This window comes from Alkalithermobacter thermoalcaliphilus JW-YL-7 = DSM 7308 (genome assembly GCA_001584565.1).
Classification (GTDB): domain Bacteria; phylum Bacillota; class Clostridia; order Peptostreptococcales; family Peptostreptococcaceae; genus Alkalithermobacter; species Alkalithermobacter thermoalcaliphilus.
Map to the genome: position 1 here is coordinate 531,979 of LSFY01000001.1, position 26,714 is coordinate 558,692.

General features: G+C 30.6%; 24 protein-coding genes and 1 other RNA gene. 19 read left to right on the top strand and 6 right to left on the bottom strand.

All coding sequences use genetic code 11. The features are described from left to right. The first annotated feature begins 6 nt into the window (after nt 1–6). Nucleotides 7–438 carry a SoxR reducing system RseC family protein gene (locus JWYL7_RS02815; RefSeq protein WP_066068634.1) on the top strand — a complete coding sequence of 144 codons (432 nt, stop codon included), beginning with the start codon at nt 7–9 and terminating at the stop codon, nt 436–438. Here JWYL7_RS02815 and JWYL7_RS02820 read toward each other — a convergent pair. Both JWYL7_RS02820 and JWYL7_RS02825 read right to left on the bottom strand, forming a co-directional pair. Beyond that, entirely contained in the window at nt 431–874 is a 444-nt protein-coding gene (locus tag JWYL7_RS02820; RefSeq protein WP_066068637.1) for a threonine/serine exporter family protein, read from the bottom strand. The two genes, JWYL7_RS02815 and JWYL7_RS02820, sit on opposite strands and share 8 nt — an antisense overlap. Next, nucleotides 874–1,647, bottom strand: a complete 774-nt coding sequence (locus JWYL7_RS02825) for a threonine/serine exporter family protein (RefSeq protein ID WP_066068639.1) — start codon at nt 1,645–1,647, stop codon at nt 874–876. The genes JWYL7_RS02820 and JWYL7_RS02825 overlap by 1 nt, the downstream gene beginning before the upstream one ends. Before the next feature lie 118 nt (nt 1,648–1,765). Between JWYL7_RS02825 and glyA the strand changes: the two genes are divergently transcribed. The 13 genes from glyA to JWYL7_RS02890 all read left to right on the top strand — a co-directional run bounded on the left by glyA (nt 1,766) and on the right by JWYL7_RS02890 (nt 18,011). Beyond that, nucleotides 1,766–2,992, top strand: coding sequence for a serine hydroxymethyltransferase (gene glyA, locus JWYL7_RS02830; protein WP_331721839.1), 1,227 nt, complete (start codon nt 1,766–1,768; stop codon nt 2,990–2,992). A gap of 30 nt (nt 2,993–3,022) precedes the next feature. Next, nucleotides 3,023–4,414 carry a sigma-54 interaction domain-containing protein gene (locus JWYL7_RS02835; RefSeq protein ID WP_066068644.1) on the top strand — a complete coding sequence of 464 codons (1,392 nt, stop codon included), beginning with the start codon at nt 3,023–3,025 and terminating at the stop codon, nt 4,412–4,414. A 218-nt stretch (nt 4,415–4,632) separates the two neighbouring features. After that, nucleotides 4,633–5,679, top strand: coding sequence for a 2,4-diaminopentanoate dehydrogenase (ord, locus tag JWYL7_RS02840; RefSeq protein WP_066068647.1), 1,047 nt, complete (start codon nt 4,633–4,635; stop codon nt 5,677–5,679). A gap of 17 nt (nt 5,680–5,696) precedes the next feature. Beyond that, a complete protein-coding gene (gene ortA / locus JWYL7_RS02845) occupies nt 5,697–6,005 on the top strand; it encodes a 2-amino-4-oxopentanoate thiolase subunit OrtA (RefSeq protein ID WP_066072302.1) in 309 nt (102 codons plus the stop codon). Beyond that, the gene (gene ortB, locus JWYL7_RS02850; protein WP_066068651.1) at nt 5,998–7,419 is read left to right on the top strand and encodes a 2-amino-4-oxopentanoate thiolase subunit OrtB; all 1,422 of its coding nucleotides are present in this window, start codon (nt 5,998–6,000) and stop codon (nt 7,417–7,419) included. The genes ortA and ortB overlap by 8 nt, the downstream gene beginning before the upstream one ends. A 21-nt stretch (nt 7,420–7,440) precedes the next feature. Beyond that, nucleotides 7,441–7,803, top strand: coding sequence for an ornithine aminomutase subunit alpha (locus tag JWYL7_RS02855; protein ID WP_066068654.1), 363 nt, complete (start codon nt 7,441–7,443; stop codon nt 7,801–7,803). 2 nt (nt 7,804–7,805) lie between these two features. Then, nucleotides 7,806–10,019 (top strand): D-ornithine 4,5-aminomutase subunit OraE, encoded by a 2,214-nt coding sequence (oraE, locus tag JWYL7_RS02860; RefSeq protein ID WP_066068658.1) that lies wholly within the window; start codon nt 7,806–7,808, stop codon nt 10,017–10,019. 147 nt (nt 10,020–10,166) lie between these two features. Beyond that, entirely contained in the window at nt 10,167–11,525 is a 1,359-nt protein-coding gene (locus tag JWYL7_RS02865) for a GlmL-related ornithine degradation protein (protein ID WP_149683703.1), read from the top strand. Between the two features lie 11 nt (nt 11,526–11,536). After that, on the top strand, nt 11,537–12,601 hold the full coding sequence (orr, locus tag JWYL7_RS02870; protein ID WP_066068664.1) for an ornithine racemase Orr: 1,065 nt from the start codon (nt 11,537–11,539) through the stop codon (nt 12,599–12,601). 64 nt (nt 12,602–12,665) lie between these two features. Next, complete coding sequence (locus JWYL7_RS02875) at nt 12,666–14,336, top strand: sensor histidine kinase (protein WP_066068667.1); 1,671 nt, start codon at nt 12,666–12,668, stop codon at nt 14,334–14,336. 1 nt (nt 14,337) lies between these two features. Beyond that, nucleotides 14,338–15,039 (top strand): LytR/AlgR family response regulator transcription factor, encoded by a 702-nt coding sequence (locus JWYL7_RS02880; protein ID WP_066068671.1) that lies wholly within the window; start codon nt 14,338–14,340, stop codon nt 15,037–15,039. Between the two features lie 108 nt (nt 15,040–15,147). After that, nucleotides 15,148–16,560, top strand: coding sequence for a carbon starvation CstA family protein (locus JWYL7_RS02885; protein ID WP_066068674.1), 1,413 nt, complete (start codon nt 15,148–15,150; stop codon nt 16,558–16,560). Between the two features lie 80 nt (nt 16,561–16,640). Next, a complete protein-coding gene (locus JWYL7_RS02890) occupies nt 16,641–18,011 on the top strand; it encodes a transporter permease (protein WP_066068676.1) in 1,371 nt (456 codons plus the stop codon). Nucleotides 18,012–18,069: 58 nt separating this feature from the next. On the opposite strand, the gene JWYL7_RS02895 is transcribed toward JWYL7_RS02890, so the two are convergent. Continuing rightward, nucleotides 18,070–18,414 (bottom strand): hypothetical protein, encoded by a 345-nt coding sequence (locus JWYL7_RS02895; protein WP_066068679.1) that lies wholly within the window; start codon nt 18,412–18,414, stop codon nt 18,070–18,072. Beyond that, on the bottom strand, nt 18,414–19,691 hold the full coding sequence (locus JWYL7_RS02900) for a DUF1576 domain-containing protein (protein WP_066068681.1): 1,278 nt from the start codon (nt 19,689–19,691) through the stop codon (nt 18,414–18,416). The genes JWYL7_RS02895 and JWYL7_RS02900 overlap by 1 nt, the downstream gene beginning before the upstream one ends. A 303-nt stretch (nt 19,692–19,994) precedes the next feature. On the opposite strand from JWYL7_RS02900, the gene JWYL7_RS02905 reads away from it, so the two are divergent. Beyond that, nucleotides 19,995–21,554, top strand: coding sequence for an AbgT family transporter (locus tag JWYL7_RS02905; protein ID WP_066068683.1), 1,560 nt, complete (start codon nt 19,995–19,997; stop codon nt 21,552–21,554). A 60-nt stretch (nt 21,555–21,614) separates the two neighbouring features. Continuing rightward, an RNA gene (gene rnpB / locus JWYL7_RS02910) (RNase P RNA component class A) lies at nt 21,615–21,959 on the top strand. A 197-nt stretch (nt 21,960–22,156) separates the two neighbouring features. Here rnpB and JWYL7_RS02915 read toward each other — a convergent pair. Then, nucleotides 22,157–23,104 carry a tyrosine-type recombinase/integrase gene (locus JWYL7_RS02915; RefSeq protein ID WP_066068686.1) on the bottom strand — a complete coding sequence of 316 codons (948 nt, stop codon included), beginning with the start codon at nt 23,102–23,104 and terminating at the stop codon, nt 22,157–22,159. Nucleotides 23,105–23,376: 272 nt separating this feature from the next. Then, entirely contained in the window at nt 23,377–23,688 is a 312-nt protein-coding gene (locus tag JWYL7_RS02920; RefSeq protein WP_153011565.1) for a hypothetical protein, read from the bottom strand. A 277-nt stretch (nt 23,689–23,965) separates the two neighbouring features. On the opposite strand from JWYL7_RS02920, the gene JWYL7_RS02925 reads away from it, so the two are divergent. The 3 genes from JWYL7_RS02925 (at nt 23,966) to JWYL7_RS02935 (ending at nt 26,705) form a co-directional block, all read left to right on the top strand. After that, complete coding sequence (locus JWYL7_RS02925; RefSeq protein WP_066068692.1) at nt 23,966–24,205, top strand: helix-turn-helix domain-containing protein; 240 nt, start codon at nt 23,966–23,968, stop codon at nt 24,203–24,205. A gap of 26 nt (nt 24,206–24,231) precedes the next feature. Continuing rightward, complete coding sequence (locus tag JWYL7_RS02930) at nt 24,232–25,596, top strand: hypothetical protein (RefSeq protein WP_066068695.1); 1,365 nt, start codon at nt 24,232–24,234, stop codon at nt 25,594–25,596. Between the two features lie 737 nt (nt 25,597–26,333). Beyond that, on the top strand, nt 26,334–26,705 hold the full coding sequence (locus JWYL7_RS02935; protein WP_066068697.1) for a hypothetical protein: 372 nt from the start codon (nt 26,334–26,336) through the stop codon (nt 26,703–26,705). Nucleotides 26,706–26,714 lie beyond the last annotated feature (9 nt).

Sequence of the window (26,714 nt, forward strand, 5' to 3'; positions counted from 1 at the left end):
GGTATATTGAAAAGCTTAGGAATTGTTATAAATAAAGAGGCAGATATAGCTTACCTAAAAATGCAAAGACATTCTGCATGTGGAAGTTGTGGAGCTTGTAAAATGGGAGATGAAAAAAGTGATATAGAAATTAAAGCATACAATAAAATAGGTGCTGAAATTGGAGATTTTGTTGAAGTTGATATGCATGTTCCAAATTTTATGAAAGCAGTATTTATAGTATACACTCTACCTTTGATTTCTCTATTAGTAGGAGTAGTTTTAGGAACTAAAGTATTAGGACAATTAGGATATAATAATACAGAGACCATAAGTTTATTTATAGGAATAGTACTTATGAGTTTAACATTTTTAATGATAAGGATAAATGAGAAAAAAATAAGGCAAAGTGGTAAATATATTCCAGTAATAACCAACATAATAAAATCCTCTATTTGAATAGAGGATTTTTCATAGATTTTATAATTTTAGCAACAGAAGAAACTAAAATTATTCCAATAGCAATAGCCCCACCAGTAAATATTGCATTTACTCCTATTTTTATAGCAGTATCAAAAGAATCGTTTATTAAATTTATCATAGTCAAGTACATTCCATAACCTGGAACTAAAGGCACTATACCAGGTATGACAAATGCAGTTACAGGCTTTTTATCAATCCTAGCAAAAACTTCTCCTAAAATGGCAACTACTATAGAAGCTATAAAACTAGAGAATGTAACAGAAAAAACTAAATTATTTATATATATATATAATGTCCATCCTATTCCTCCTGTTATTCCAGCATAAACAATAGAAGACTTAGGAACATTAAACAGTATAGAAAATCCTACAGTAGATAAAAAAGAGTATATAAATTGAGAAAATAAATACATTAAATATTCCCCCCAAAAACATTAATCCAAATATTTAATATAGATCCAACTCCAACTGCTATAGATATAGATATAAATACAGCTTCAAAAACCCTAGATACCCCTGAGATCAAATCACCAGAAATAAAATCTCTAAGTCCATTTGTTAAAGCAACTCCTGGAAGTAAAGGCATTATAGATCCTACTATAATCATGTCTATACTATTTCCAAATCCTAAAAGTTGAAAAAATATAGTCAAAGTGGCTATAATAGCTCCTCCAGAGGCATTAGCTAAAAAAGAAGTTTGACTAACTTTTTCTATTTTGCTACTTGCAAAAACAGCAATCATAGAGATAATGAAAGCAGCTAAAAAATCTAAAAAGCTAGATCCAAACAAAAGAGCAAAAAAACCTGAAGCGAATCCAGCAGATAAAATCCTTATAACTTTAGGATATTTAGGTGATTTATCTATTTTTTTAAGAAGGAGCAAAGCTTGCTCAATAGAAAGATTACTGTTTACAAATTCTCTTGAAAAATCATTAACTTGAGATATTTTACTTAAGTTTATAGTTCTAGATTTAATTCTTTTAATAAAGCTTATTCCATCAAACCTATCATCAGATATAAATATACCAGTAGGTGTTACAAATGAGCTTACGTGTTTTAGATTCTTAGATTTGCATATTCTATCAATTGTATCTTCAACTCTATAAGTTTCAGCACCGTTTTTAAGCATTATTTCTCCTGCGTACAGAGCAATTCTTAGTATATCTTTTTTTTGAAGAGTAGTCATAATAAAACTCCTTTCTAAAGATTAACAATTACTAGTATATCAAAAATTTAATGTCAATATAAATAGAATATATGTTAAAATTAGTAATTAAGATTTAAAATCTATGGGAGGGATGAAAGTGAGATTTGAAAATTTAAAGAAAGTTGACACTCAAGTATATGAGGCAATAGAGAAAGAAATTAACAGACAAAATAGAAATATAGAACTTATAGCTTCAGAAAACTTTGTTTCAGATGCTGTTATGGAAGCTGCAGGAAGCCATTTGACAAATAAATATGCAGAAGGATACCCTTCAAAAAGATATTATGGGGGGTGTGAGTACATAGACATAATAGAAAACTTAGCAATAGAGAGACTAAAAAAATTATTTGATGCAGAGCATGCTAATGTTCAGCCACATTCAGGAGCAAATGCAAATTTAGGTGTTTATTTTGCAGTTTTAAATCCAAGTGATAAAGTTTTGGGAATGAATCTTTCACAAGGTGGGCATTTAACGCATGGATCACCTGTAAATATATCAGGACAATATTTTAATTTTATAGAATATGGAGTATCAAAAGAAGATGGAAGAATAGATTATGAAGGTGTAAGAGAAATTGCTAAGAAAGAAAGACCAAAACTTATAGTTGCAGGAGCTAGTGCATATCCAAGAGAGATAGACTTTAAGAAATTTAGAGAAATTGCAGATGAAGTAGGAGCAATGCTTATGGTGGATATGGCACATATAGCAGGACTTGTTGCTGCAGGACTTCATCAAAACCCTGTATATTATGCTGATTTTGTAACAAGTACTACTCATAAGACACTAAGGGGGCCAAGAGGTGGAGTTATTCTTTGTAAAAAAGAATATGCTCAAAAAATTGATAAGGCTATATTCCCAGGAATACAAGGAGGTCCACTAGAACATATAATAGCTGCAAAAGCTGTTGCATTTAAAGAAGCATTAAGTGATGAGTTTAAGAAATATCAACACCAAATAGTAAAAAATGCTAAAGTATTAGCTGATGAGTTGATAAATAGAGGATTTGACCTTGTAACTAACGGAACAGACAATCACCTTATGCTTATAGATTTAAGAAATAAAAATATTACAGGAAAAGAAGCAGAACAAAGATTAGATGATGCTCATGTTACAGTAAATAAAAACTCAATACCATTTGATACACAAAGTCCATTTATAACTAGTGGAATAAGAATTGGAACGCCTGCTGTTACTACAAGAGGTATGAAAGAAGAAGAAATGAAAGTTATAGCAGAAATTATAGATGAAGTTATAACTAATAATAACACACAAAAAGCTAGACAAATGGTAAAAGAGCTTACAGATAGATTCCCGCTTTACTAAGATCCTCATATAAATACTGGAGGAATAAAAATGACATCAAAAGATTATATAGCTTTGATGCAAAAAATTTTGCACTACATAGAAGATGGAGTCCATGTAATAGATAAAGATGGAAACACTATAATATATAACAGAGCTATGGAAGAGCTTGAAGGAATGAAAAAAGAAGATGTTTTAAACAGACCATTATTAGATGTATTTAAAAGCTTAGATAATGAAACTAGTACCTTACTCAAAGTTTTAAAAAGCGGTACTCCTATAAAAAATAAAAAACAGGTATACCTAAATATAAATGGAAAAGAAATAACAACAATAAACACTACTGTTCCTTTAAGTTTGAATGGAGAAAAGTTTGGAGCACTAGAAATAGCAAAAGATATTACTAAGATAAAAAAGCTTTCAGATATTATACTAGACCTTCAAAATGAAATATCTAATGGTCAAACAACTAAGCAGCTGAAAATAAAGAAATATACATTTGATAATATTTTAGGAGAAAGCAAAGCATTTAAGGATGCATTAAGCATAGCCAAAAAGGCTGCTAAAAACAGTGCACCTGTACTAATATATGGAGAAACAGGAACAGGTAAAGAACTATTTGCTCAAAGCATACACTATGCTAGCAATAGAGCAAATAACCCGTTTATAGCCCAAAACTGTGCAGCAATTCCAGAAACTTTACTAGAGGGAATTTTATTTGGAACATCAAAAGGAGCATTTACAGGAGCCATTGACAGAGCTGGGATATTTGAACAAGCAAATGGAGGAACTATATTATTAGATGAAATAAACTCAATGCCAATACAATTACAAGCAAAACTCCTTAGAGTACTTCAAGAAGGTTATATAAGAAGAATAGGTGGATCTAAAGATATACCTATAGATGTTAGAGTTATAGCAACTACAAATGAAAATCCTATAGAAGCAGTGGAAAAAGATAAAATTAGAAAAGATTTATATTATAGATTAAATGTTATATCTATAAATATACCAGCACTAAGGGATAGAAAAGAAGATATTATTCCCTTGTCAAGCCATTTTATAAAAAAATACAACAACATATTGAAAAAAGATATATGGATAATATCAGAAAAAAGCAAGGAAATATTATTAGAACACTCATGGCCAGGAAATGTAAGAGAACTTGAAAATACTATATATGCAGCTGTTAGTATGACAGATGATGATCATGTATTAAATCATCAAAGTTTAAATATATTAAATTTAAACAAAAGAATTAACAAAGAAAAGATAGACATAGATATAAATAATAATTTAGATGAAACTATGAAAACTATAGAAGTAAAATTTATAAAAAAAGCATTGTTTGAAAACAATAACAACATAACGAAAGCTGCTAATGACTTGGGAATAAAAAGACAGACACTTCAGCATAAGATGAAAAAATATGGAATAAGATAAAAGCAAAAAAATTTGCACCACATGGTGCAAATTTTTTTGCTTTTGGTATATTTTTTGATTATACACTAAGTAACTCAAAAATAAAAAATTGTCCTATTTCAATAAGTTGGAATATTTTTAAAATTTATTTTTATATAAATTTCAAAATGGTATGAATATTGCTTTAAAAATTTAATATAAATTAAATTGAAATAAATAATTTTTTGGAGGTGTTTTTGATGGAAAATATTAAAGTTGGTATTTGGGGATTTGGAGCAATGGGAAGTGGAATGGCAGAAATGCTACTTAAGAAAAAGGGAGTTGAAATAGTAGCAGTTTGTGACAGAAATGAAAATAGAGTAGGAAAAGATATGTATGAAGTTTTAGGTATAGAAAGAAATGAAAGAAAAGAAGTTATAATAAAAAGTGATCCAAATGAAGTTTTCACAGAAAAGTGTGCAGATGTAGTTTTACTTGCAACAGATTCTTTTACTAAAGGAGCATTTGAGAAAATTAAATTTATAGTTGAAAGAAAAATGAATGTAATATCAACAGCAGAAGAAATGGCTTATCCTCAAGCTCAAGAGCCTGAACTTGCTAAAGAAATAGATAGACTGGCAAAAGAAAATGGTGTTTCAGTATTAGGTACAGGAATAAATCCAGGATTTGTATTAGATCTTTTAATACTTGCTTTAACAGGAACTTGCGAAACTGTTGAACATATAAAAGCTGCAAGAATAAACGATTTATCTCCATTTGGAAAAGCAGTTATGGAAGAGCAAGGAGTAGGAATAACTTTAGAACAGTTTAATAGAGGAGTTGAAAATGGAACAATAGCTGGACATGTAGGATTCCCAGAATCTATAAAAATGATTACAGATGGAATTGGATGGAATCTAGAAAAAGTGGAGCAAACAAGAGAAGCTATAGTTTCTAATATATATAGAGAAAGTAAATATGCAAAAGTTGAAGCAGGAAATGTAGCTGGTTGTCGTCAATGTGGATATGGGTATGTAGATGGTCAGGTAAAAATTGAAATGGAGCATCCTCAACAAATACTTCCGCATTTAGAAGGTATAGAAACAGGAGATTATATATGGATAAAAGGAAATCCAGATATATCGCTTCAAATAAAACCAGAAATACCAGGTGGAATAGGAACGATAGCTATGTGTGTAAACTCTATTCCTCATGTTATAAATGCTAAGCCAGGACTTAGAACAATGCTTGATATACCAGTTCCAAGAGCTATTATGGGTGATATGAGAGATTTAATAGAATGTTAATTAAAGGAAGTGAGCAAATGAAAAGTAAAAAAGGAGATTGGGTACTAGTACATAATGTAGTATTACAAAAAGAAGAAAGAGCACCACAAGTTCCTGAAGATACTAAACAAGTTCCACTTAAAATGTGGGTTAAGGGATTTATAAATGAAGATGCAAACTTAGGAGATCAAGTTAGTATAACTACAATTTCGGGAAGAACAGTAAAAGGAGAACTTGTAGATATAAATCCATACTACAAGCATGATTATGGTAAATGTATTCCTGAAATACTCCAGATAGGTATTCAGCTTAGAGAAATATTATCTGGAGGTGAAGAGAATGAATAAAGATATGAGTTATGCTTCTGTTATGGCTAGAAAAAATGAAATAATGAAAAATGCAATAGGAATAGATTATGAAGTATTTGAATCTTCAGGTATAGGATTTGACTATGAAAAAATGATGAGAGAAACAGGATATACACTTGAAGAGATGATACAAATTCAAACAAGTGTAGCTGTTGGCAATACCCCTATTATCGAACTTAAGAACTTAACAAAACTTGCTAGAAAACTTTCGCCAAAAGGAAAAGGAGCTAGAATTTTTATAAAAGATGAAGCTTGTAATCCTTCTGGAAGTTTCAAGGCCAGAAGAGCAGCAAATGCAGTATATCATGCTAAAAAATTAGGTTATAAGGGTGTTATAGCAGCAACGAGTGGAAACTATGGAGCTGCAGTTGCATCTCAAGCAGCAATGCAAGGATTAAAATGTATAATTGTTCAGGAATGTTATGATAGCAAAGGGATTGGGCAACCAGAAATAATAGAAAAAGCTAGAAAATGTGAAGCTTATGGTGCTGAAGTTGTTCAGCTTACAGTAGGTCCAGAACTTTTTTATACATTCCTAAAACTTCTTGAGGAAACTGAATACTTTAATGCATCTTTATATACACCATTTGGAATAGCAGGAGTAGAAACATTAGGATATGAGATTGCGATGCAATTTAGACAAAGAGAAGGTAAAGATCCAGATGTAGTAGTATGTACAAATGCAGGAGGAGGAAACTTAACAGGTACAGCAAGAGGTCTTATAAAAGCAGGAGCATCAAATACAAAAATAGTAGGTGCTAGTGTTAATCTAAAGGGACTTCATATGGCGTCAGATACACAGTTTAATAAAAAATCATTTACAACTGGTCATACAGGTTTTGGGATACCGTTTTCAACTTGGCCAGATAGATCAGATGTTCCAAGATCAGCTGCAAGACCTTTAAGATATATGGATAGATATGTGTTAGTAAATCAAGGAGAAGTATTTTATATTACTGAAGCATTAGCTCAATTAGAAGGGTTAGAAAGAGGACCTGCTGGAAATACATCTTTAGCAGCTGCGTTTGCTATAGCTAGAGAAATGGATGAAGATAAGATAATAGTTGTTCAAGAAACAGAGTATACAGGTGCAGGAAAACACATACAACCTCAGCTTACATTTGCAAGAGAAAATGGAATACAGATAAGATTTGGAAATCCTGACGAGGAAGTTGCAGGAAAAAACATAATTCTTCCAGAGCATCCATCAATGATAAAAGCTAGAGATATTGATATGAATCAGATAAGAAGGTCCTATATAAAAAATTGCTTAGAACATAACAACTGCAAACAAGTTAGTGATGAGGATATAGCGTTTTTAATAGAAGAAACAAAAACAAACAGGGAATTTGTAGAATCTGTTCTTAGAGAATTTGATGTAAAGTTTCAATAATACACTCGGAGGTGGAACAAGGTGAAAAGACAAGATGATTTCCAAACAAGAAGAAAACATTTAGAAAATTTAACTGATGAAGAATTATACAATAGATTCTGGGAACTTGCAGAAAAAATAGTAGATCCATTACTAGAACTTGCTAAAAAACATACTACTCCATCAATAGAACGTTCTGTTCTTTTAAGAATGGGATTTTCAAGCCTTGAGGCAAAACCTTTAGTTGAAGGAGCAATAGACAGAGGATTGATAGGTAAAGGGGTAGGTCATATAGTATATAGGATTTCTAAAGAGAAAAATATCCCTTTAAGACAAGCTGGACTTGAAATGATAGAAGGAAAACATTGGGACGATGCTGTTAGAATCTTCAAAGGAGGAGAGTAAAGATGGAAAAGTTAAATCCAAACGAAAAGTTAGATATAAAAAATATATTGAGTGATCTTGAAAACTATAGACCAAAAAGAAGAGGATGGACATGGAGAAAACATGAAGAAATAGAAATGGGTGGACATAAATATTCAGATTGTTCTACACCTCTTAAAAACTCTATAGGTATACCTGCAGCAGTTCAATATTTTGAGAATTTAGACCCACAACCAAAAGAAACTATTACAACAGAAATTGCTTCTGGAAGATTTGAAGATGATATAAGAAGAATGAGAATGGCTGCTTGGCATGGAGCAGACCACATAATGGTTATAAGAACAGCAGGACAATCACACTATGATGGTTTAATAGAGGGAACACCTCAAGGAATAGGAGGTATACCTGTTACAAGAAAGCAAGTTAGAGCACAAAGAAAAGCACTAGATCTTATAGAAGAAGAAGTTGGAAGACCTATAAATTATCATTCTTATGTATCTGGAGTTGCAGGGCCTGATATAGCTGTAATGTTTGCAGAAGAAGGAGTAAACGGAGCACATCAAGACCCTCAGTACAATGTTCTTTACAGAAATATAAATATGGTTAGATCTTTTGTTGATGCTGCTGAGTCTAAAAAAATATTAGCTTGGGCTGATATAGCTCAAATAGATGGAGCTCACAATGCAAATGCAACAGCAAGAGATGCATGGAAGGTTATGCCTGAACTTATGGTTCAACATGCTATAAACTCGATATTCTCGCATAAGGTAGGAATGAAGAAAGAAAACATATGTTTATCTACAGTTCCTCCTTCAGCATCGCCTGTTCCATGTATAAAATATGATCTACCGTATGCAGTAGCATTAAGGGATTTATTTGATGAGTATAAAATGAGAGCTCAACAAAATACAAAGTATATAACATCTTCATCAAGAGAGGCTACGGTTACTCATGTTTTAAATATGTTAATTTCTAAACTTACAAGAGCAGATATACAATCTACAATAACTCCAGATGAAGGTAGAAATGTTCCTTGGCATGTTTACAACATAGAAGCATGTGATACAGCAAAACAAACACTAGTAGGATTAGATGGATTACTAGAGATGGTTGAGATTAAAAAAGATGGATATCTTCCTCAAAAGGTTAGAGAACTTAAAGAAAGAGCAATTCTTTACATGGAAGAAATTTTAGAAGTAGGTGGATATTTTAACGCAGTAGAAAAAGGATTCTTTGTGGATTCAGGAATGTATCCAGAAAGAAATGGAGATGGAATAGTAAGAAAAATAGATGCAGGTATAGGTGCGGGAGATATATTTGAAAGAGATGAAGATTATATGGCACCTGTAACAGCTCACTTTGGATATAACAATGTAGCTCAGTATGATGAAAATGCAGTAGATAATCCATCAAGCTTAATCGATGGGTGTACATTTGAAAAGCCAGAAAAGATAGTATTCATAGATGAATTAGACGAATTTGATAATGTAAATACTAGATTACAAGAAACAGAAATGTATAGAAATTCTAATTTAATAAAACCAGAAGTTGAGTGGCTTGCAGATGGAACAGTTCAAATAGAAATGACTCTTCCTACAAGCAAGAGAATAGCAGAGTTTGCTGCAGTAGAATTTGCTAAGAAGATGAATTTAATAGATCCAGAAGTTATACATGTTGAAGTTTTACATCCAGCAGAAGGAACAAGAATACAGTTAAAAGGAAAATTAGATGTAAGTATTGATATAAGTACTTTAGAAATACCACCTGAGCCTGAAGTAATGAGCAATGAAGAACTTTGGGAAGAAATAGAAAAAAGACCTATGAAAGTTGTAGCAGCTACTGTAGGAGAAGATGAGCACTCTGTTGGTCTTAGAGAGATAATAGATATAAAACATGGCGGTATAGAAAAATGGGGTATACAGGTTGAATATCTTGGAACTTCTTGTCCTGTTGAAAAACTTGTAGATGCAGCAATAGAGCTTAATGCAGATGCTATACTTGCATCAACTATAATAAGCCATGATGATATCCACTATAAAATAATGAAAAAACTTCATGAATATGCAATAGAAAAGGGAGTAAGAGATAAAATTATAATAGTTTGTGGAGGAACACAAGTTACACCAGAAATAGCTGTTAAACAAGGTGTAGATGCAGGATTTGGAAGAGGAACTAAGGGAATAAATGTTGCAACATTCCTAGTAAAAAGAAGAAGAGAGATGTTAGAAGGTAAATAATGAAGTTACGGTTCATACTAGATGTATCTAGTATGAACCAAATTTTTATAACACATAGGAAATTATGTTCTAATAGGCAAAAATTACAAAGCGCTAAATTTTGTATGTTACTTTGAATAGTTGCTTGCTATGAAAGGCGGAGATAGAATGAATATAGATGTACTAGTTGCAGAAATAGGCAGCACAACTACTGTTATAAACGCATTTAGTGATATTGATAGTGAAAATCCTAAGTTTATAGGTCAAGGTCAAGCTCCAACAACAGTACTTGAAGGTGATGTAAGGATTGGATTAAATAATGCTATAGATAATCTTGCAAAGAATTTGAATGTAGATAAGATAAATTACAAAGAAATGCTTGCAACATCTAGTGCTGCTGGTGGATTAAAAATGACAGTTCATGGCCTTGTATACGATATGACAGCTAGAGCTGCAAAAGAAGCAGCACTTGGTGCAGGAGCAATCATACATAAAGTAACAGCAGGAAGACTAAAAAGAACAGACATAAATAAAATAAAAAAGATAAATCCTAATATAATATTGATAGCTGGTGGAGTAGATTACGGAGAAAGAGATACAGCTATTTATAATGCTGAAGTTATAGCTGATATGAACTTAAATATACCTGTAATATATGCTGGCAATATAGAAAATAGAGAAGAAATAAATCTTATATTTGAAGAGACTAATTATAAACTCTATATAGTAGACAATGTATATCCTAAAATTGATGTTTTAAATATAGAACCTACTAGAAAGGTAATTCAAGATGCGTTTGAAGAACATATAACACATGCTCCGGGTATGCATTATGTAAGAGATATAGTAAATGGACCTATCATTCCAACGCCAGGGGCAGTTATGGAATGTGCCAAACTTTTATATGAAGAAATAAAAGATCTAATGGTAATAGATGTTGGAGGAGCAACAACAGATATCCATTCAGTAACAGAGGGAAGCGAGCAAATAAATAGAATACTCATAAGCCCAGAACCTCTTGCAAAAAGAACTGTTGAAGGAGATTTAGGGGTTTATGTAAATATGAAAAATGTAGTTGACCTTATAGGAATAGAAAAAATAAAAAATGAATTAGATTTAGATGTAGAAAGACTAATGAAAAATCACAAACCTATACCTAAGACACAAGAGGAAATTAAATTTGTAGAAAGGCTTACAAAAGAAGCTGTTATAAAGGCTGTAGAAAGACATGCAGGAAAAATTAGAAACCTTTATGGAACAGGAACAAAGACATCAGTTGCAGAAGGAAAAGATTTGACAGAGATAAAATATATAATAGGAACAGGTGGAGCTTTAACAAGACTTCCAAATAGAGTTGAGATAATGAAAGAAATAGCTAAACACAATAAATCAGGAACATTACTTTTTCCAACTAAAGAAGCTAAAATCTTGGTAGATAATGATTACATAATGGCTTCTTTAGGAGTCTTATCTAAAAAATATAAAAAAGCTGCTTTAAAGCTAGCAAAACAAAGTCTAAAAATTTAGGGGTGAGATATTTGTATCCAAGACTTGAAATAGATATACAAAAAATTAGACATAATGCAAAATTGTTAGTAGATAAGTGTAAAAAAGAGAATATACAAATAGCAGCTGTAACTAAAGTTTATTGTGCTTTTCCTGAAATTGTAGAAGCTATCAAGGATACAGGTATAAAATATATAGCTGATTCTAGAATTCAAAACTTAAAAAAACTAAAACATATAAATTTACCAAAGATACTTTTAAGAATACCAATGATGAGTGAAGTTGAAGAACTAGTAAGATATGTAGATATAAGTCTTAATTCAGAAATAGATGTTATAAGGAAGATAGATCAGGAAGCTAAAAAGATAAACAAAGTACAAAAGATAGCTTTAATGGTTGACTTAGGAGATTTAAGAGAAGGTTATTTCAATGAGGAAGAATTATTTGACTGTATTGAACAAGTTTTGAAACTAGAAAATATAAAACTTGTGGGAGTTGGAACAAATTTAACTTGTTATGGAGCTATAATTCCTTCTAAAGAAAATACTCAAAAACTTGTAGATATAGCCAAGAAAATTGAAAAAAGATATAAAATTGATATTGACTTCATATCTGCAGGAAACTCAAGTTCACTTCATCTAATAGATAAAAATCAGATGCCACAAGGGGTATCTAACTTAAGGTTAGGTGAAGCTATAGCACTAGGACGAGAAACAGCTTATGGAGATAAGATAGAAGGAGCATATCAAGATGCATTCAAATTGATTTGTGAGATTGTAGAACTAAAAGAAAAGCCTTCAGTTCCTATTGGAGAGATTGGTATGGATGCATTTGGGAATAAGCCTGTATATGAAGATAGAGGAATAAGAAAAAGAGCTATAATAGGAATAGGAAAGCAAGATATAAATATATCGGCAATAACTCCAATAGATACTAAAATAGATATATTAGGAGCAAGTTCGGATCATCTTATATTAGATGTAACAGAAAGTGATATAAACTACAAAGTAGGAGATAAAGTGGAATTTAATTTAGAATATGGAGCTCTTATGAGTGCAGCTACAAGTGAATATGTGTATAAAGTATTTAAAGGTTAGATATTATAATGTCTAACCTTTTTTTGATATAATATAAAAAGTATAAAGTTTGGAGATGATTAGAATGATATTGTTATTTAAAAGATTGCTGAACAACTTAGGATATGTAGTGTTGATAGCTTTTTTAATATCAAGGTTTAGAGTGTACAGAAATATAATACAAAAGGAAAAATTTACTCTAAAGGATTTAGTTTTACTTTCACTTGTATTTGGAACATTTGGTATATTAGGAACTTATATAGGAACTCCTGTAAATGGTGCGATTGCAAATACAAGAATAATAGGAGTTATAACAGGAGGTATACTCTTTGGGCCACTTGTTGGTGTATTATCTGGAGTAATAGCAGGACTTCATAGATTGCTAATTGATATAGGAGGAATAACATCAGTTCCATGTTTTATAACAACCATTTTAGCTGGAATTGCAGGAGGGATTGTAAATAGAAAATCAACTCGAAAAAATAGATGGATACATGGACTTTTTAGTGGCATTATAATAGAGCACTTAACCATGCTTTTTATAATTATTTTATCAAGGCCATTTGATTTAGCTTTGGATATAGTAAGACAAATATATCTTCCTATGACTTTAATAAATGGAATTGGGGTAGGAATAGTAATATCAATAACAGAAAGTATATTTGAAGAAAAAGAAGAAATAGCTGCAAGACAAGCAAAATTAGCACTTGAAATAGCGAATAAGACAATGCCATATTTTAAGAATATAAATCAAACTTCATTTAGAGAAATATGCAAAATTATAAAAGATTCTATAGGAGCAGATGCTGTTTCAATAACTAATAGAACAACTATATTAGCTCACTATGGATTAGGAGAAGATCATCATATAGAAAAAGAAAAAATTCTAACAGGATCTACAAAATATGTAATAGAAAACAAAGAAATACTAGTATTAAAAGATCAATCACAAATAGAGTGTGCCTATAAAAACTGTCCATTAAAATCAGCTATAATAGTTCCTTTAACAGATGAACATGAAGTTATAGGAACTTTAAAAATTTATTATAAGAATGAAAATGCAATAACTTTCAGAGACGAGCACCTTGCAGTAGGTCTTTCTCAACTGATATCAACCCAACTGAAGATAAGTAAGATGCAAGAACTTGAAAAAATGGCAAATGAAGCAGAAATAAGAGCTCTTCAAGCTCAGATTAACCCACATTTTTTGTTTAACGCTCTAAATACTATAGTATCATTTATCAGGATAGATCCAACTAAGGCTAGAGAACTTATAATAGATTTATCTACCTATCTTAGACACAACTTAGAAATAGGAGATGAATTTATTAGCATAAATAAGGAAATAGAGCAGATAAAAGCATATGTAGAAATAGAAAAGGCAAGATTTGCAGATAAATTAAACGTAATATATGATATAGATGAAGATATAAATATAAAGATACCTAACTTAATAATACAGCCATTAGTTGAAAATTCTATAAAACATGGAATTTTGAAAGGAGAAGGAAAGGGAACTGTAAAAGTACAGATAAAGAAAAGAAATAAAAACCATATATATATTTCGATAGAAGATGATGGATGTGGAATAGATAGTAATGTAATAGACAAGATATATAAAGGAACTATAAACGAAAACAAAATAGGTCTTGCTAATGTTCATAATAGACTAAGGCTTATATATGGACAAGGGCTTAATATACAAAGGTTATCAAAAGGTACAAAAATAAGTTTTTCTATAATACAGGAGGAATAATATGGACTGCATAATAATAGATGATGAATATCCCGCTAGACAGGAGCTTAAGCATTTTATACAAAATTACAGTTGTATAAAAATAGTAAGGGAATTTCAAGATTCAATCTCTGCACTTAGTTATCTTGAAAAAAATAAGCCACAAATAATATTTTTAGACATAAGCATGCCAGGGTTAGATGGAATGTCCTTTGCAAAGATAATAAATAATTTTAGAGAAAAACCTAAGATAGTGTTTATAACTGCTCATAAAGAATATGCTGCAGAAGCATTTGAAATAGAAGCATTTGACTATATTTTAAAACCTTATTCCCAAGACAGAATAATAAATGTATTAAACAAGCTTCAACTTAAAGAAAGCATGGGATACAATTCAGAAAAAATTACTCTCTGGAAGGGAGAAAAAATGGTAGTGCTAAACTCAAGTGATATATGTTATTGTGAAGCTGATGAAAGAGAAACTATTATTTACACAAAGGAAGATATATATAAGGCAACTTATAGTATATCAGAATTTGCAAAGAAGCTTCCTAAAAATAAATTTTTTAGAACACACAGATCATTTATAGTTAATATAGATAAAATAAATGAAATAATACCTTGGTTTAATAATACATACATTGTCAAATTAAAAGAGTTAGATGTAGAAATTCCTGTAAGTAGAAAAAATATAAAAGAATTTAGGCACATAATGGGCATTTAAATGCACTTTATGTGCCTTTTTTGATTATTCATGCTGTAAATAGTACATAAATTTAAAGGATCCAATATAATTTAATTACATTTAGAAAAGTATTAAGGAGGAGGAATCATGATAACGTTTTTCTTATCTATTATAATCCTTATTCTAGGGTATTTTATTTATGGAAAAATAGTTGAAAATATTGTAGGTATTGATGATACAAGACCTACACCAGCTATTCAAATGGAAGACGGTGTAGATTATATACCGATGAGCTGGCCTAGGATATTTTTGATTCAATTTCTTAATATAGCTGGATTAGGACCTATATTTGGAGCTATATCAGGAGCACTTTGGGGCCCTGCTGCATTTTTATGGATAGTGTTTGGATGTATATTTGCAGGTGCAGTTCATGATTATTTTTCAGGAATTTTATCTATCAGACACAAGGGAACTAGTATGTCTGAAGTTGTAGGGATATACTTAGGTGATACAGTAAGAAAAATAATGAGGGTATTTACAGTAGTTTTATTAATATTGGTTGGAACAGTATTTGTTACAGGTCCAGCTGGTCTTTTAAGCAATTTAACTAAGTGGGATAGAACTTTCTGGGTTGTAGCAATAATAGCATATTATATATTAGCAACTGTACTTCCTGTAGATAAAGTTATAGGAAAAATATACCCAATATTTGGAGCATCTTTACTTATAATGGCAGTAGGTATAGCTGGAGGAATATTAATTAAAGGGTATCAAATTCCAGAAGTTACAATTTCGAATTTGCACCCATCAAAAACTTCGATATTTCCATTTTTATTCTTAACAATTGCTTGTGGAGCCATATCAGGATTTCATGCAACTCAATCACCTCTTATGGCAAGATGTGTTAGAAAAGAAAGTGAAGCTAGAAGAGTGTTTTATGGTTCGATGATAGCAGAAGGTATAATAGCATTAATTTGGGCAGCAGCTTCGATAGCCTTTTTTGGTGGAACAGAAGGATTAGCAGCTACTCTTGCAAATGGAGGACCAGCAGTAGTTGTAAATGAAATATCAAATTCACTATTAGGAAAAGTTGGAGGAGCACTTGCTCTTTTAGGTGTTGTTGCTTGTCCTATAACATCAGGAGATACAGCTTTTAGAAGTGCAAGACTTACAATAGCAGACTCTATAAACTTTAAGCAAGATTCACTGCTAAAAAGGTTTTATATAGCAATTCCTTTATTTGCTATAGGAATAGGACTTACGTTTATAGATTTTAATATAATCTGGAGATATTTTTCTTGGGCTAATCAAACATTAGCTATGATAATGCTTTGGGCAGGAGCAAGTTATCTATATAAAAATAATAAATTACATTGGGTATGCACATTACCAGCTATGTTTATGACAGTAGTTACTACATCATATATACTACAAGCTCCAGAAGGGTTTAAATTAAATGCTAATATATCGAATATATTAGGGGTAGGAATATCGGTTGTAATATTTACATTATTCATGTTAAAAGCAAACAATAAAACTAAAAAACAGATGGCTAAGTAGCCATCTGTTTTTTAGTTTTACATGCACAACTCCTTTCTTATATTCATAATATGATAATTAAAAGAAAGGGGGAATAGAATTTGTTAACAGGTGTTCATTATATTTATATCCTTTTTATTCTTATTGTTTTAGTTACAATGGCACTGAAAAGAGATACCATAATTCCTTGTATATTAGGAATATTTTGTATTTCACTTTATGCTAGTAAAGATATAGCATTTTCAGTAGGAACGATATTTAATTCGTTTATTGTAGCAACTAAAGAATTAATAGGTATAATTCTTATTATATCTATAATAGTTTCTTTATCAAAAGCATTAGAAGAGATAAAAGCTACACAGCTTATAGTAACACCATTTATAAAAGTTATAAAAAACAGAACTAGTGCATTTTTTTCTGTAGGAATTGTTATGTTGATACTTGCATGGTTTTTCTGGCCATCTCCAGCAACAGCATTAGTTGGAGCAATATTTTTACCTATAGCAGTTAAGGCAGGTCTTCCGGCAATCGGTGTAGCTATGGCAATAAATTTATTTGGTCATGGGTTAGCGCTTTCAACAGATTTTGTAATCCAAGGAGCCCCAACTATAACAGCATCTGCTGCAGGTGTAGGGGTTATAGACATAATAAAAGAAGGAATGATTTTATATTGGACTATGGCAATAACATCTATAGGAATAGCTTATTATATGCTTGAGAGAGATATAAGGAAAGGGAAAATAAGAGTACAGACAGATATACAAGATGTAGAAAGTCAAACATACACAAAAGAAGCAAAAATATCAGCTTTTATAGTTCCGCTAGGCTTTTTAATTGATATAGTACTAATGTTTATGCTTGATCTAAAAGGGGGAGAGGCAACAGCACTAATTGGAGGAACAGCTATAATTTTACTTATGGCAATTTGTTTTATAAATTACAAGAAAGACTGTTTAGAAAAAATAACATCATTTATTCAAGGTGGATTTGGGTTTGGTATTGATGTATTTTCTCCTATAATTCCTATAGCTGCATTTTTCTATCTAGGTCAGTTAGGACCTTTTGTAGATAGTTTAGGAGCAGGGTATCTACCAGAAACATCTCAAGGTATATTATCCGATATAGGTTTAGCACTATCTAATGCTATACCTATGAACAAATTTATGGTTTGCTCTATAGAAAGTACGGTAGGAGCTATAACAGGATTAGATGGTTCAGGATTTTCAGGAATATCACTTGCAGGATCGCTAGCTAAAGTATTTGGGGAAGCAGTAAAAGTAAATGTAGCTGCTTTAGCAGCGTTAGGGCAAATCACAGCTATATGGGTTGGAGGAGGAACTATAGTTCCTTGGGGACTAATACCAGCAGCAGCTATATGTAAAGTATCTCCTATGGAACTTGCAAAAAGAAACTTTATCCCTGTTGTAATAGGTATGATAGTAACTACAATAGTTGCAATGTTTATACTCTAAAACCATAATAAAACAAAGTGTTTTGTCATATAAAAAATAAAACGAGCATGTGCTCGTTTTATTTTTTATATCTATATAATGTTAACTCTATATAGTGATCGTCATAGTCTATTTCAACCTCATTTGTCATCATTCCTATTAAAGCAAGTTCATTGTCAATGTCACAATCACCAGCAAGCTCCCAATAATACTCTTCTATTTCTTCTTGTTTAGAACATTTAAGTGCAGTATTTAATTTTTCTATCTTGTTTTTCTTTGAAAAAGAGTAATTACTTTTTAATGATATTTTGAAAAAGTCATCTTCTTCTTTTATATTTACACTAATATCAGTACCACCTAGATAAAACATATATATGACTAATTCATCAACTATTTTAGTAATTCGCTTTTTAAAATGTTTCATTAAATTTCTTCCTTTCTGAAACCTTCTATTATAGGAATTAAAACTGCTGCAACAATTCCAGCTGCGAAACCATTATTATAAAGGTTAAGTCCACCATGAAGAACACCTACATTTAATACAACAGAAGAGTGGATAAATCCTGCTAAAACACCATATTTCCATCCAAACTCTCCTGCAATAGGTGCTAGGGCAGTTCCAAACAGTGCAGCTAGTAAAATTGCAGGATCTGTTAAACTCCAAGTTTTAGTTATTGAACCTAAGATCACACCTAAAAATATAGGGCTTATATTTTTATAATGTTTACCAAACGCACTAAAGCCTACAACAGTAAAGATTCCACCTATAGTAGGACCATTTAAGTCTCCACCCACAATTATAACATAAAGGGTTGAAATAAATCCACTGATTCCCATATTAATTAATGTAGGGGCAAATCCATCAGAGATAATAAAATCAGTAATAAGTCTTCCAGAACGTTTAGAAATATTTTTAATTCCGTTGAATGATTTATTATTTAACATAAAGCCTGAAACTATCATTAAGAAGAAAATTGTAAATAAATATGATCCTAATATCAGATTATTACCACTGCTCCATATAAATCTAGGGCTAGGTGTGTAACCATATGATTTAAATATAGACACAACTACAGTTCCAATTATACCAGCAGTAAATCCTATATTATATAGGTTAAAACCCTGATGAACTTTTAATAAATAAACTGACAAAGGTGGAAGTACAAATCCTATGCAAATACCAATTAACATAGAAAGAGGAATTCTGTATTGTATAGGTAAAGATGAATTAAACATAATTTCACTAACTATAGGTGATATTGCAGTTCCAAATAAAGCCATATAGATATATTTTGAGAATTTATCTCTTTGTACTTTAGAGTATAAATACACACCTATAACTATAAACCATACATTAAGTAAGTTCTTACCAAACAGAGCAAATCCTGCTATCAAGAATAAAGAAGCAAAAGTTGCTCCATTGAATGTAATCTTAAGAGCTCGTAAAAGAAAGGTAAATAGTAAAGTCAAAAGACCAGAATTGAAGAAAGCAGCCCCTATTCCTCCAACTCCGATATAGTCAGTAATTAAAGCAGCAGGTTCTACTAATATCCTGTATACACCTTTAAATATTTCATAAGGCGTATCCACTAAGAAACTAAATATTATAAGTGATAAGGAAAACGATACCATAAAGGATATTTTGATATTGTTTTCAGCGTAGCTTTCGATATTCATAGTTGAAGTTTTTCCAGTTTTCATAATTTCATTCCCCGTTCCATCTAAGATTTTTAGATTTTTAAAAGTTAGTTAAAAATTTGATATTCTACATTTTTCTTAAATATATCATAAAAATAAAACTGTTTCAATGAGCTGAAATTACCAGTAAAATATTCATAAAATTAAGTATTTTCTAAAAATATCCGAAAAAGTACTGGAAAAAAGCCAGTTTCTTAAAATTATTTTCACAATCAGGAAAACGTATTCTGTAATTTGACAAATAAAGTCGAATTATTTATAATGATAACAAGCGAAACATTCATAAACTAAAAAGGAGGAAAAAAGATGTCTACAAAGCAATTAGAACAGCCTACTAAAAAGAGTCTGTTTGGGAAATTCCTAGACATGATAGAAAAAGTAGGAAATGCATTACCACATCCGGTAACATTATTCTTTATTTTTGCTCTTGCTGTTGTGATCATATCTGACATTGCTGCTCGTGCAGGTCTTTCTGTTCAATTTGATATGATCGATAGATCAACAGGAGAAATAAAAGAAGCTACAGTAGGTGCTGTAAGCTTATTAAACCCAGATGGTATTAGATTCATATTCTCAAAAGCTGTTTCAAACTTTACAGGATTTGCTCCTTTAGGAACAGTTTTAGTAGCTATGCTAGGGGTTGGTGTAGCTGAAGGAACAGGACTTATATCTGCGTTATTAAGAAAAGTTGTTTTAAATACTCCAAAGAGAGCAATAACTGCTGTTGTTGTATTCTTAGGTATAATGTCTAATATAGCATCAGATGCTGGATACGTTGTGTTAGTTCCACTTGGTGCAATTATATTCTTAAGCTTTGGTCGTCATCCATTAGCAGGTCTTGCTGCAGCGTTTGCTGGAGTTTCAGGAGGATTTAGTGCAAACCTTCTTATAGGTACAGTAGACCCGTTACTTGGAGGATTAAGTACAGAAGCTGCTAAAATATTAGATCCAAACTATTCAGTTGCTGCTACAGCTAACTGGTACTTCATGATAGTGTCTACTTTTGTAATAACAATAATAGGTACTTGGATAACAGAAAAAGTAGTTGAGCCAAGACTTGGAGAATACAAAGGTGAAGAGAAAGTTGAATTAAAAGATTTAACTGCTGAAGAAAAGAAAGGTCTTAATGCATCATTAATATCTTTATTAGTTTATGTTGCAGTAATAGCAGCATTAGTAGTTCCATCAAATGGAATTCTTAGAAATCCAGAAACTGGAGAAATATTAGAACATTCAGCATTTATGGATGGTATAGTTCCTATTATAATGGGATTCTTCTTAATACCAGGTGTTGCTTATGGTATAGCTTCTAAAACTATAAAAGATGACAAAGATGTAGCTAATGCTATGGGTAAAGCTATGGGAACAATGGGAGGATACCTAGTATTATCTTTCGTTGCAGCTCAGTTTATAGCATACTTTAACTATTCAAATTTAGGAACAATTCTTGCTGTTAAAGGAGCAGAGTTATTAGAAAATATAGGATTTACAGGACTTCCTTTAATAATAGCATTTATATTAGTTTCAGCATTTATAAACTTATTCATAGGTTCAGCATCTGCTAAATGGGCTATAATGGCTCCAGTGTTTGTACCTATGTTTATGAGACTTGGTTATACACCAGAATTTACGCAAGTTGCATATAGAATAGGAGACTCAACAACTAATATAATTTCTCCTCTTATGTCATACTTTGCAGTTATAGTAGCATTTGCTCAAAAATATGACAAAAAAACAGGAATTGGTACACTAATTTCTTCAATGGTTCCATATTCAATAGCGTTCCTATTAGGATGGACAGTCCTATTAATAATCTGGTCAGTTCTTGGATTACCAATAGGACCAGGAGCATTCATGAGAATGTAATAATTACCTTTTGACATACAAATTGTATGTGATATAATAACTATATGAAAACTTTATATTTGAGTAAGCTAGATGATCGCGTTTACCTTTTAGGTAAATGAGGAAAGTCCGAGCTCCATAGGGCAAGGGTGCTGGGTAATACCCAGTGGAGGCGACTCCAAGGAAAGTGCAACAGAAATAAACCGCCACATATGTGGTAAGGATGGAAAGGTGAGGTAAGAGCTCACCAGCAACTAGGCGACTAGTTGGCTATGTAAACCCCACCCGGAGCAAGACCAAGTAGGAGCATACAAAGGGGGCTGCCCGTTCCCGCTCCGTTGGTAGGTCGCTTGAGCCTACTGGCAACAGTAGGCCTAGATAGATGATCATCCAAGACAGAACTCGGCTTATAGACTTACTCATTACACTTCAAGAAAACATCAGCTTTTGCTGGTGTTTTTTTTGGCTTATTGGTTTACTTTTTGAAAAAGCTAATTAATAAAGCCAAGTGTGAATATATAATCTATAAACTATGTTCTGTATTAGTTACAACTTTTTAAGCCCATCGATGGTATTAATTTATATTCATGATACCCTAAGGGGGAAAATAAATCAATATATTTCTACATAGCTTCTTGAAATAAATCTTCTATAATACTATTTACATCACTTAAATTCGAGTGGTTTAAGTGTGTGTAAATTTTTAATGTTCTTATATCTTTATGTCCTGTATAGCGTATTATTTTACTCTCTTCTATGTTTTTATTTATCAACTCCGTAATAAAACTATGTCTAAAAGTATGGGCTGTGATTTTAAATCCCTTAATTTCTTCCATTTTAGACTCTTTTATCCACTTATTAACTGTACTTGTAAAAGCAGATACGGACATCTTTCCACTTTCTCGAGTTTGAAATATGTATTCTCCCATTTGTGGTAATGTGTCCATGTAACCCTCTAATGCTTCTTTTACAGGGGATGGTAATGGCAGAATATCGGCATTACTTGTTTTTTCTCTGGTTATTCTAATGGTATTTTTATAAAAGTCTACATCTTCCCACTTTAACTCAAGAACTTCTGAGCGTCTACAACCGAGATTTACAAGAATCTGAAATAATGCGTAATCTCTATATTTGTTTTTATTATTGCTATTTCTTATTGTGTCTAATATTACTTTTATTTCTCTCCTACTTAATACTTCGGGTAAAGCATTTCTACAATCTATGCTTTGCTTTCTGTTTCCAAATTTATCTCCCTTGATAATATTCTTAATATTAAATTCTTCTTCTAAGAAATTATAAAAAGTCTTTAAACTGTTAAATCTTCTACTTACTGTAGTCCTTTTTGTTTCTCCACTTTCTACAAGGGAAAGCATATAATCCTTATACTGTCTAATTTCCACTAAAGTAATCTGATTTATATATCTTATTTTATTATTTAGATTATCTTTTAGAAAATTTCTAAAGAACTCTAAATCCCTTAAATAAGCCTCTGCTGTAGAGTTAGCTTTTCCCTCCCTATAAAGATACATTTTAAAGTTACTTTCTGCCTGTTTTATTGTTACATTTATCATATTACGATACCCTTTCCTGGACATCGGATTTCATTCTTATTTATTTTTTTATTTTTTTTTATGAATGTCCAGCCATAAATATCACGCTCCTCATATTTTTTTTCAATTTGTAGACTATAAGCAATAAATAATTGATTATTGACTACTATGTTATTATATAGAGTATTTTTGCTATAGTCAAGTTGAATATTGCGTCAACATCAGTAATTCCAATGGATTTAGGAAACTAACTCCATTGAAAATAAATAATAAAAAAGCCCCTAAGGGCTTAATTATTTAACTATCCGTAAATATTTTTGATAGTGAACTGTACTACAATTCTGACAAACTATATTATTATCTATCAATGCGTAATATACAAGCTCCTCCTTAGTAAACGCCTTCCCACAAGATTGACAATATTGAATAGTAGTCTGCTTAATAATTGTATAGACTTCCAGAGCCTCCTCTATAATTTCCTTAGCATATACATCTCCAACCATATCCAATCCTTCTAAAATCGAATATACAAGCTCCTGCTTATCCTCCTTTGTATACATAGCTATATTAGCCCCCTTCTTTATATTTTTCTTTATTTTATTCAAAAAAAAATTTAATATAAGACAATATAAAACACTTTTTTAGTTATAAAAAATTGACATCCTTATATAATTATAATAGATACAAACCAATACTAAAAATAAAGCATCTTTCTCGATATTAGCCTCCTTAAATAATATAGAGAGAACGGGGGAGGGGATTAGTTCCCTCCATTACATATTATTTAAAAAAAATATTATTTTTTTTCTTAATATTGGTTATATTTTTCAACCAACTATCTATAATATAACAAATAATAAAAAATAAAGGAGGAGTAAAAAAATGAACAAAATAATAACAAATAAAGAAATAAGTATAGGGGCAAGACTTTTATATCTATACTTACAAAAAAATAAAGACAATGATAATAAGATAAAGGAAAAAGGAGTAAGACAAATCGCCCAAGAAATCGGAACAAGCTATCAATCAGTTATTCGTTACTTAGGCGAACTTGAAGAACAAAATCTAATAAGTAGGACAACTATAGTAACAAATGCACCACAAATAATAGAACTCATATAAAAAATAAAAACAAAGGAGGGAAATAAATGAGATTTGAAACACTAAAAGATTTAGATATAATAGAAGATTGCGAAACAATCCTCGAATATGAAGCAGTATTCTATATGATAAGAAAAGAAAGAAATAAAAGTACAAGAGAAAACCAAACCCTTGAAGATGTATACAAATATATGGACAAGCACAGAATAGCAGAGCTAAGAGAGGAAATAAATAAGGAAATAAAAACAAAGAAACTAAAAATTGAAAGAATGGAAAATAAGAAAAAAAGAGAGAAAGAACAAGCAGAATACTTACAAAAGATAAAGGAAATAAAAGAAGATAGAGAAAAAAGAGATATAACCCAAATAATAAAAGAAAAAGCCCTTTCTTGGGGAGAAAATGGGCTTTTAAAGGAAAGATTTGAAGTAAAAAGAACATTCTCTTATATTAATATTATAACACAAAATACAAACAATATAAGACTTTTTTCCAATAAAATGGCTATAAATCACATAAGAAGAAATAATTACTTTAAATACGAAATCGGTAAAGAATTTGAATGTGAACTAATAGAGAATAACATCGCTTGGATTAGCCAAGATGAAACAAGCGAAGTAATAAGATACTTTACAAAAAATAAAGAAACTGGAGAATTTGCTTATTTTGATTTAATAGACTTAATACAGATAGAACTTGGTTGTAATTTCTTGTATGCACTTAGGGAAGCAATGGAAGCCCTTAATATAAAAACAGAAGAGGAGGAGCATAGAAACATGAATGTAAGAAAATATGTAAACAATATAGAAATAATAGAGGGTATAGATTTTAGATTTATGCTACAGTATCCAAATTTATACAAGCTTATAGGCAAACACTTCTATATTTTAGAAAAAATGAACACTATTGGAATAGGAAATATAAGAACAAAAGTAGAAAGTTTAGGGAATGATGCAGTTTTTTTTAGTAGTTACCAATATATCGCTGATTTTTTAAATATAAAAAGCAAGACCACAGTAGCTAACGCTATAAATATGTTTGCTTTATTGGGACTTATTACAAAAGTGGAAAACAGCAATATACCAAGTGAAATGATGGATAGAGCAAAGAAAGAGGCAAAGGCAAGAGGATGGAAGAATTTGATTACATTTTTTACTATTCCACTATATACGGAAAGAATACTAAGAGATGCTGAGGCTATGGCAGGGAGAATAATAGAAAACAAAATAACAATAAGTAATATATCTATAAAAAGAGTAGAGGATGCCTTTGGAGAAGAAATAGCAGAAAGAGTATATGGAAATACTAAAAAGAATACAGAAAAGATAATAGAGATAAAGAATTATAAGAAAAATGGAGAAGAACAAATGCTAAAAAGTTTTAATGAGTTTTGCGAATTTGATAGATTATATTAAGAACAAGGAGCTAAAGGGATTTAGCTTCTTTTCTGTTTTTGTAGAATATATAAAGGATTGTTAAAAATGTAAATTATATTTTACCAAAATAATGAACAATACACCATGTATAACGAAAAAAAATGTGTATTGATTTTATAAAGAATAATTTTAAGTAAATATATTACCATTTAATTTAGTATTTTTATTTTCTTTAGTATTGCTATTAATATAGATAATACGGGCTTAATTGCCCTAAGGCTTCGCATATTTGCTTTTTGAATATATATTTTTACTTTTTTATTTTTTTTAATTTTAATGAAAATCATTCTTTAATTTTAAAAACTTTAATAATCTTTGATTATTTTAAAATAAATATAACAACACAACTACAAGCCAATAACAATATATCCCTCTCCCCTTAGGGAGATATAAGCAACAATATTTAATAAAATAGCATCTAAATCCTTATAGACTGTAGATATGTATATATAAAGTATAAATAATATATATAAGTAAAGACCAAACAAAAGAGCTGTAACCCTTAAAAAATATAAAATATATATACATTATGTATACATTGTTCATACATTTTTAATAAAAAAAAACTAAAAAACAGTAATCTAACTTATTTATATATATACTTTATTTATATATTTTTCATATAAATATAAATTATTTTTTTTAAATAGTTATATTATAGCCTGAACTATCTATAATATAAAAAAATCAATTAAACAACTAAGGAGGAATAAAAAATGAGTAAATTTGAAGAACTAACAGGAATAAAAGTATCTAACATTTGGAAGAACCAGACCAACTTAAAGAAAACTTATAAAGCTCTTCCCACTATAGAACGACTAATGAAAGAAGGGGAAACAGACCAAGAACTAAATGAAATATACAAAGAGTTAACAACCAATCTAAAGCATCTTATAGAAAGAGATATAAAAGAAGCATTTATTTTTCTTTATATAGTAGTATACGGAAATAGTTGCTCTGATATATATATGTGTTACGGAAAAAATTTAGGAGTAGATACACCACAAGAGCTTAGAGATATAGCAACAGAAACATTAAAACTGATGATTATGTGTAAAAAAGATGGAATTTATTTGAACGAAATATAAAAAAGAAAA

Coding starts and splice junctions, on each gene's coding strand:
- ortB (WP_066068651.1), top strand. CDS start 5,998: ATGAATAAAGATATGAGTTATGCTTCTGTTATGGCTAGAAAAAATGAA.
- JWYL7_RS02915 (WP_066068686.1), bottom strand. CDS start 23,104: ATGATAAATGTAACAATAAAACAGGCAGAAAGTAACTTTAAAATGTAT.
- JWYL7_RS02880 (WP_066068671.1), top strand. CDS start 14,338: ATGGACTGCATAATAATAGATGATGAATATCCCGCTAGACAGGAGCTT.
- JWYL7_RS02885 (WP_066068674.1), top strand. CDS start 15,148: ATGATAACGTTTTTCTTATCTATTATAATCCTTATTCTAGGGTATTTT.
- JWYL7_RS02900 (WP_066068681.1), bottom strand. CDS start 19,691: ATGAAAACTGGAAAAACTTCAACTATGAATATCGAAAGCTACGCTGAA.
- JWYL7_RS02930 (WP_066068695.1), top strand. CDS start 24,232: ATGAGATTTGAAACACTAAAAGATTTAGATATAATAGAAGATTGCGAA.
- JWYL7_RS02820 (WP_066068637.1), bottom strand. CDS start 874: ATGTATTTATTTTCTCAATTTATATACTCTTTTTTATCTACTGTAGGA.
- JWYL7_RS02935 (WP_066068697.1), top strand. CDS start 26,334: ATGAGTAAATTTGAAGAACTAACAGGAATAAAAGTATCTAACATTTGG.
- JWYL7_RS02895 (WP_066068679.1), bottom strand. CDS start 18,414: ATGAAACATTTTAAAAAGCGAATTACTAAAATAGTTGATGAATTAGTC.
- JWYL7_RS02835 (WP_066068644.1), top strand. CDS start 3,023: ATGACATCAAAAGATTATATAGCTTTGATGCAAAAAATTTTGCACTAC.
- oraE (WP_066068658.1), top strand. CDS start 7,806: ATGGAAAAGTTAAATCCAAACGAAAAGTTAGATATAAAAAATATATTG.
- ortA (WP_066072302.1), top strand. CDS start 5,697: ATGAAAAGTAAAAAAGGAGATTGGGTACTAGTACATAATGTAGTATTA.
- JWYL7_RS02905 (WP_066068683.1), top strand. CDS start 19,995: ATGTCTACAAAGCAATTAGAACAGCCTACTAAAAAGAGTCTGTTTGGG.
- JWYL7_RS02875 (WP_066068667.1), top strand. CDS start 12,666: ATGATATTGTTATTTAAAAGATTGCTGAACAACTTAGGATATGTAGTG.
- JWYL7_RS02925 (WP_066068692.1), top strand. CDS start 23,966: ATGAACAAAATAATAACAAATAAAGAAATAAGTATAGGGGCAAGACTT.
- ord (WP_066068647.1), top strand. CDS start 4,633: ATGGAAAATATTAAAGTTGGTATTTGGGGATTTGGAGCAATGGGAAGT.
- JWYL7_RS02825 (WP_066068639.1), bottom strand. CDS start 1,647: ATGACTACTCTTCAAAAAAAAGATATACTAAGAATTGCTCTGTACGCA.
- JWYL7_RS02865 (WP_149683703.1), top strand. CDS start 10,167: ATGAATATAGATGTACTAGTTGCAGAAATAGGCAGCACAACTACTGTT.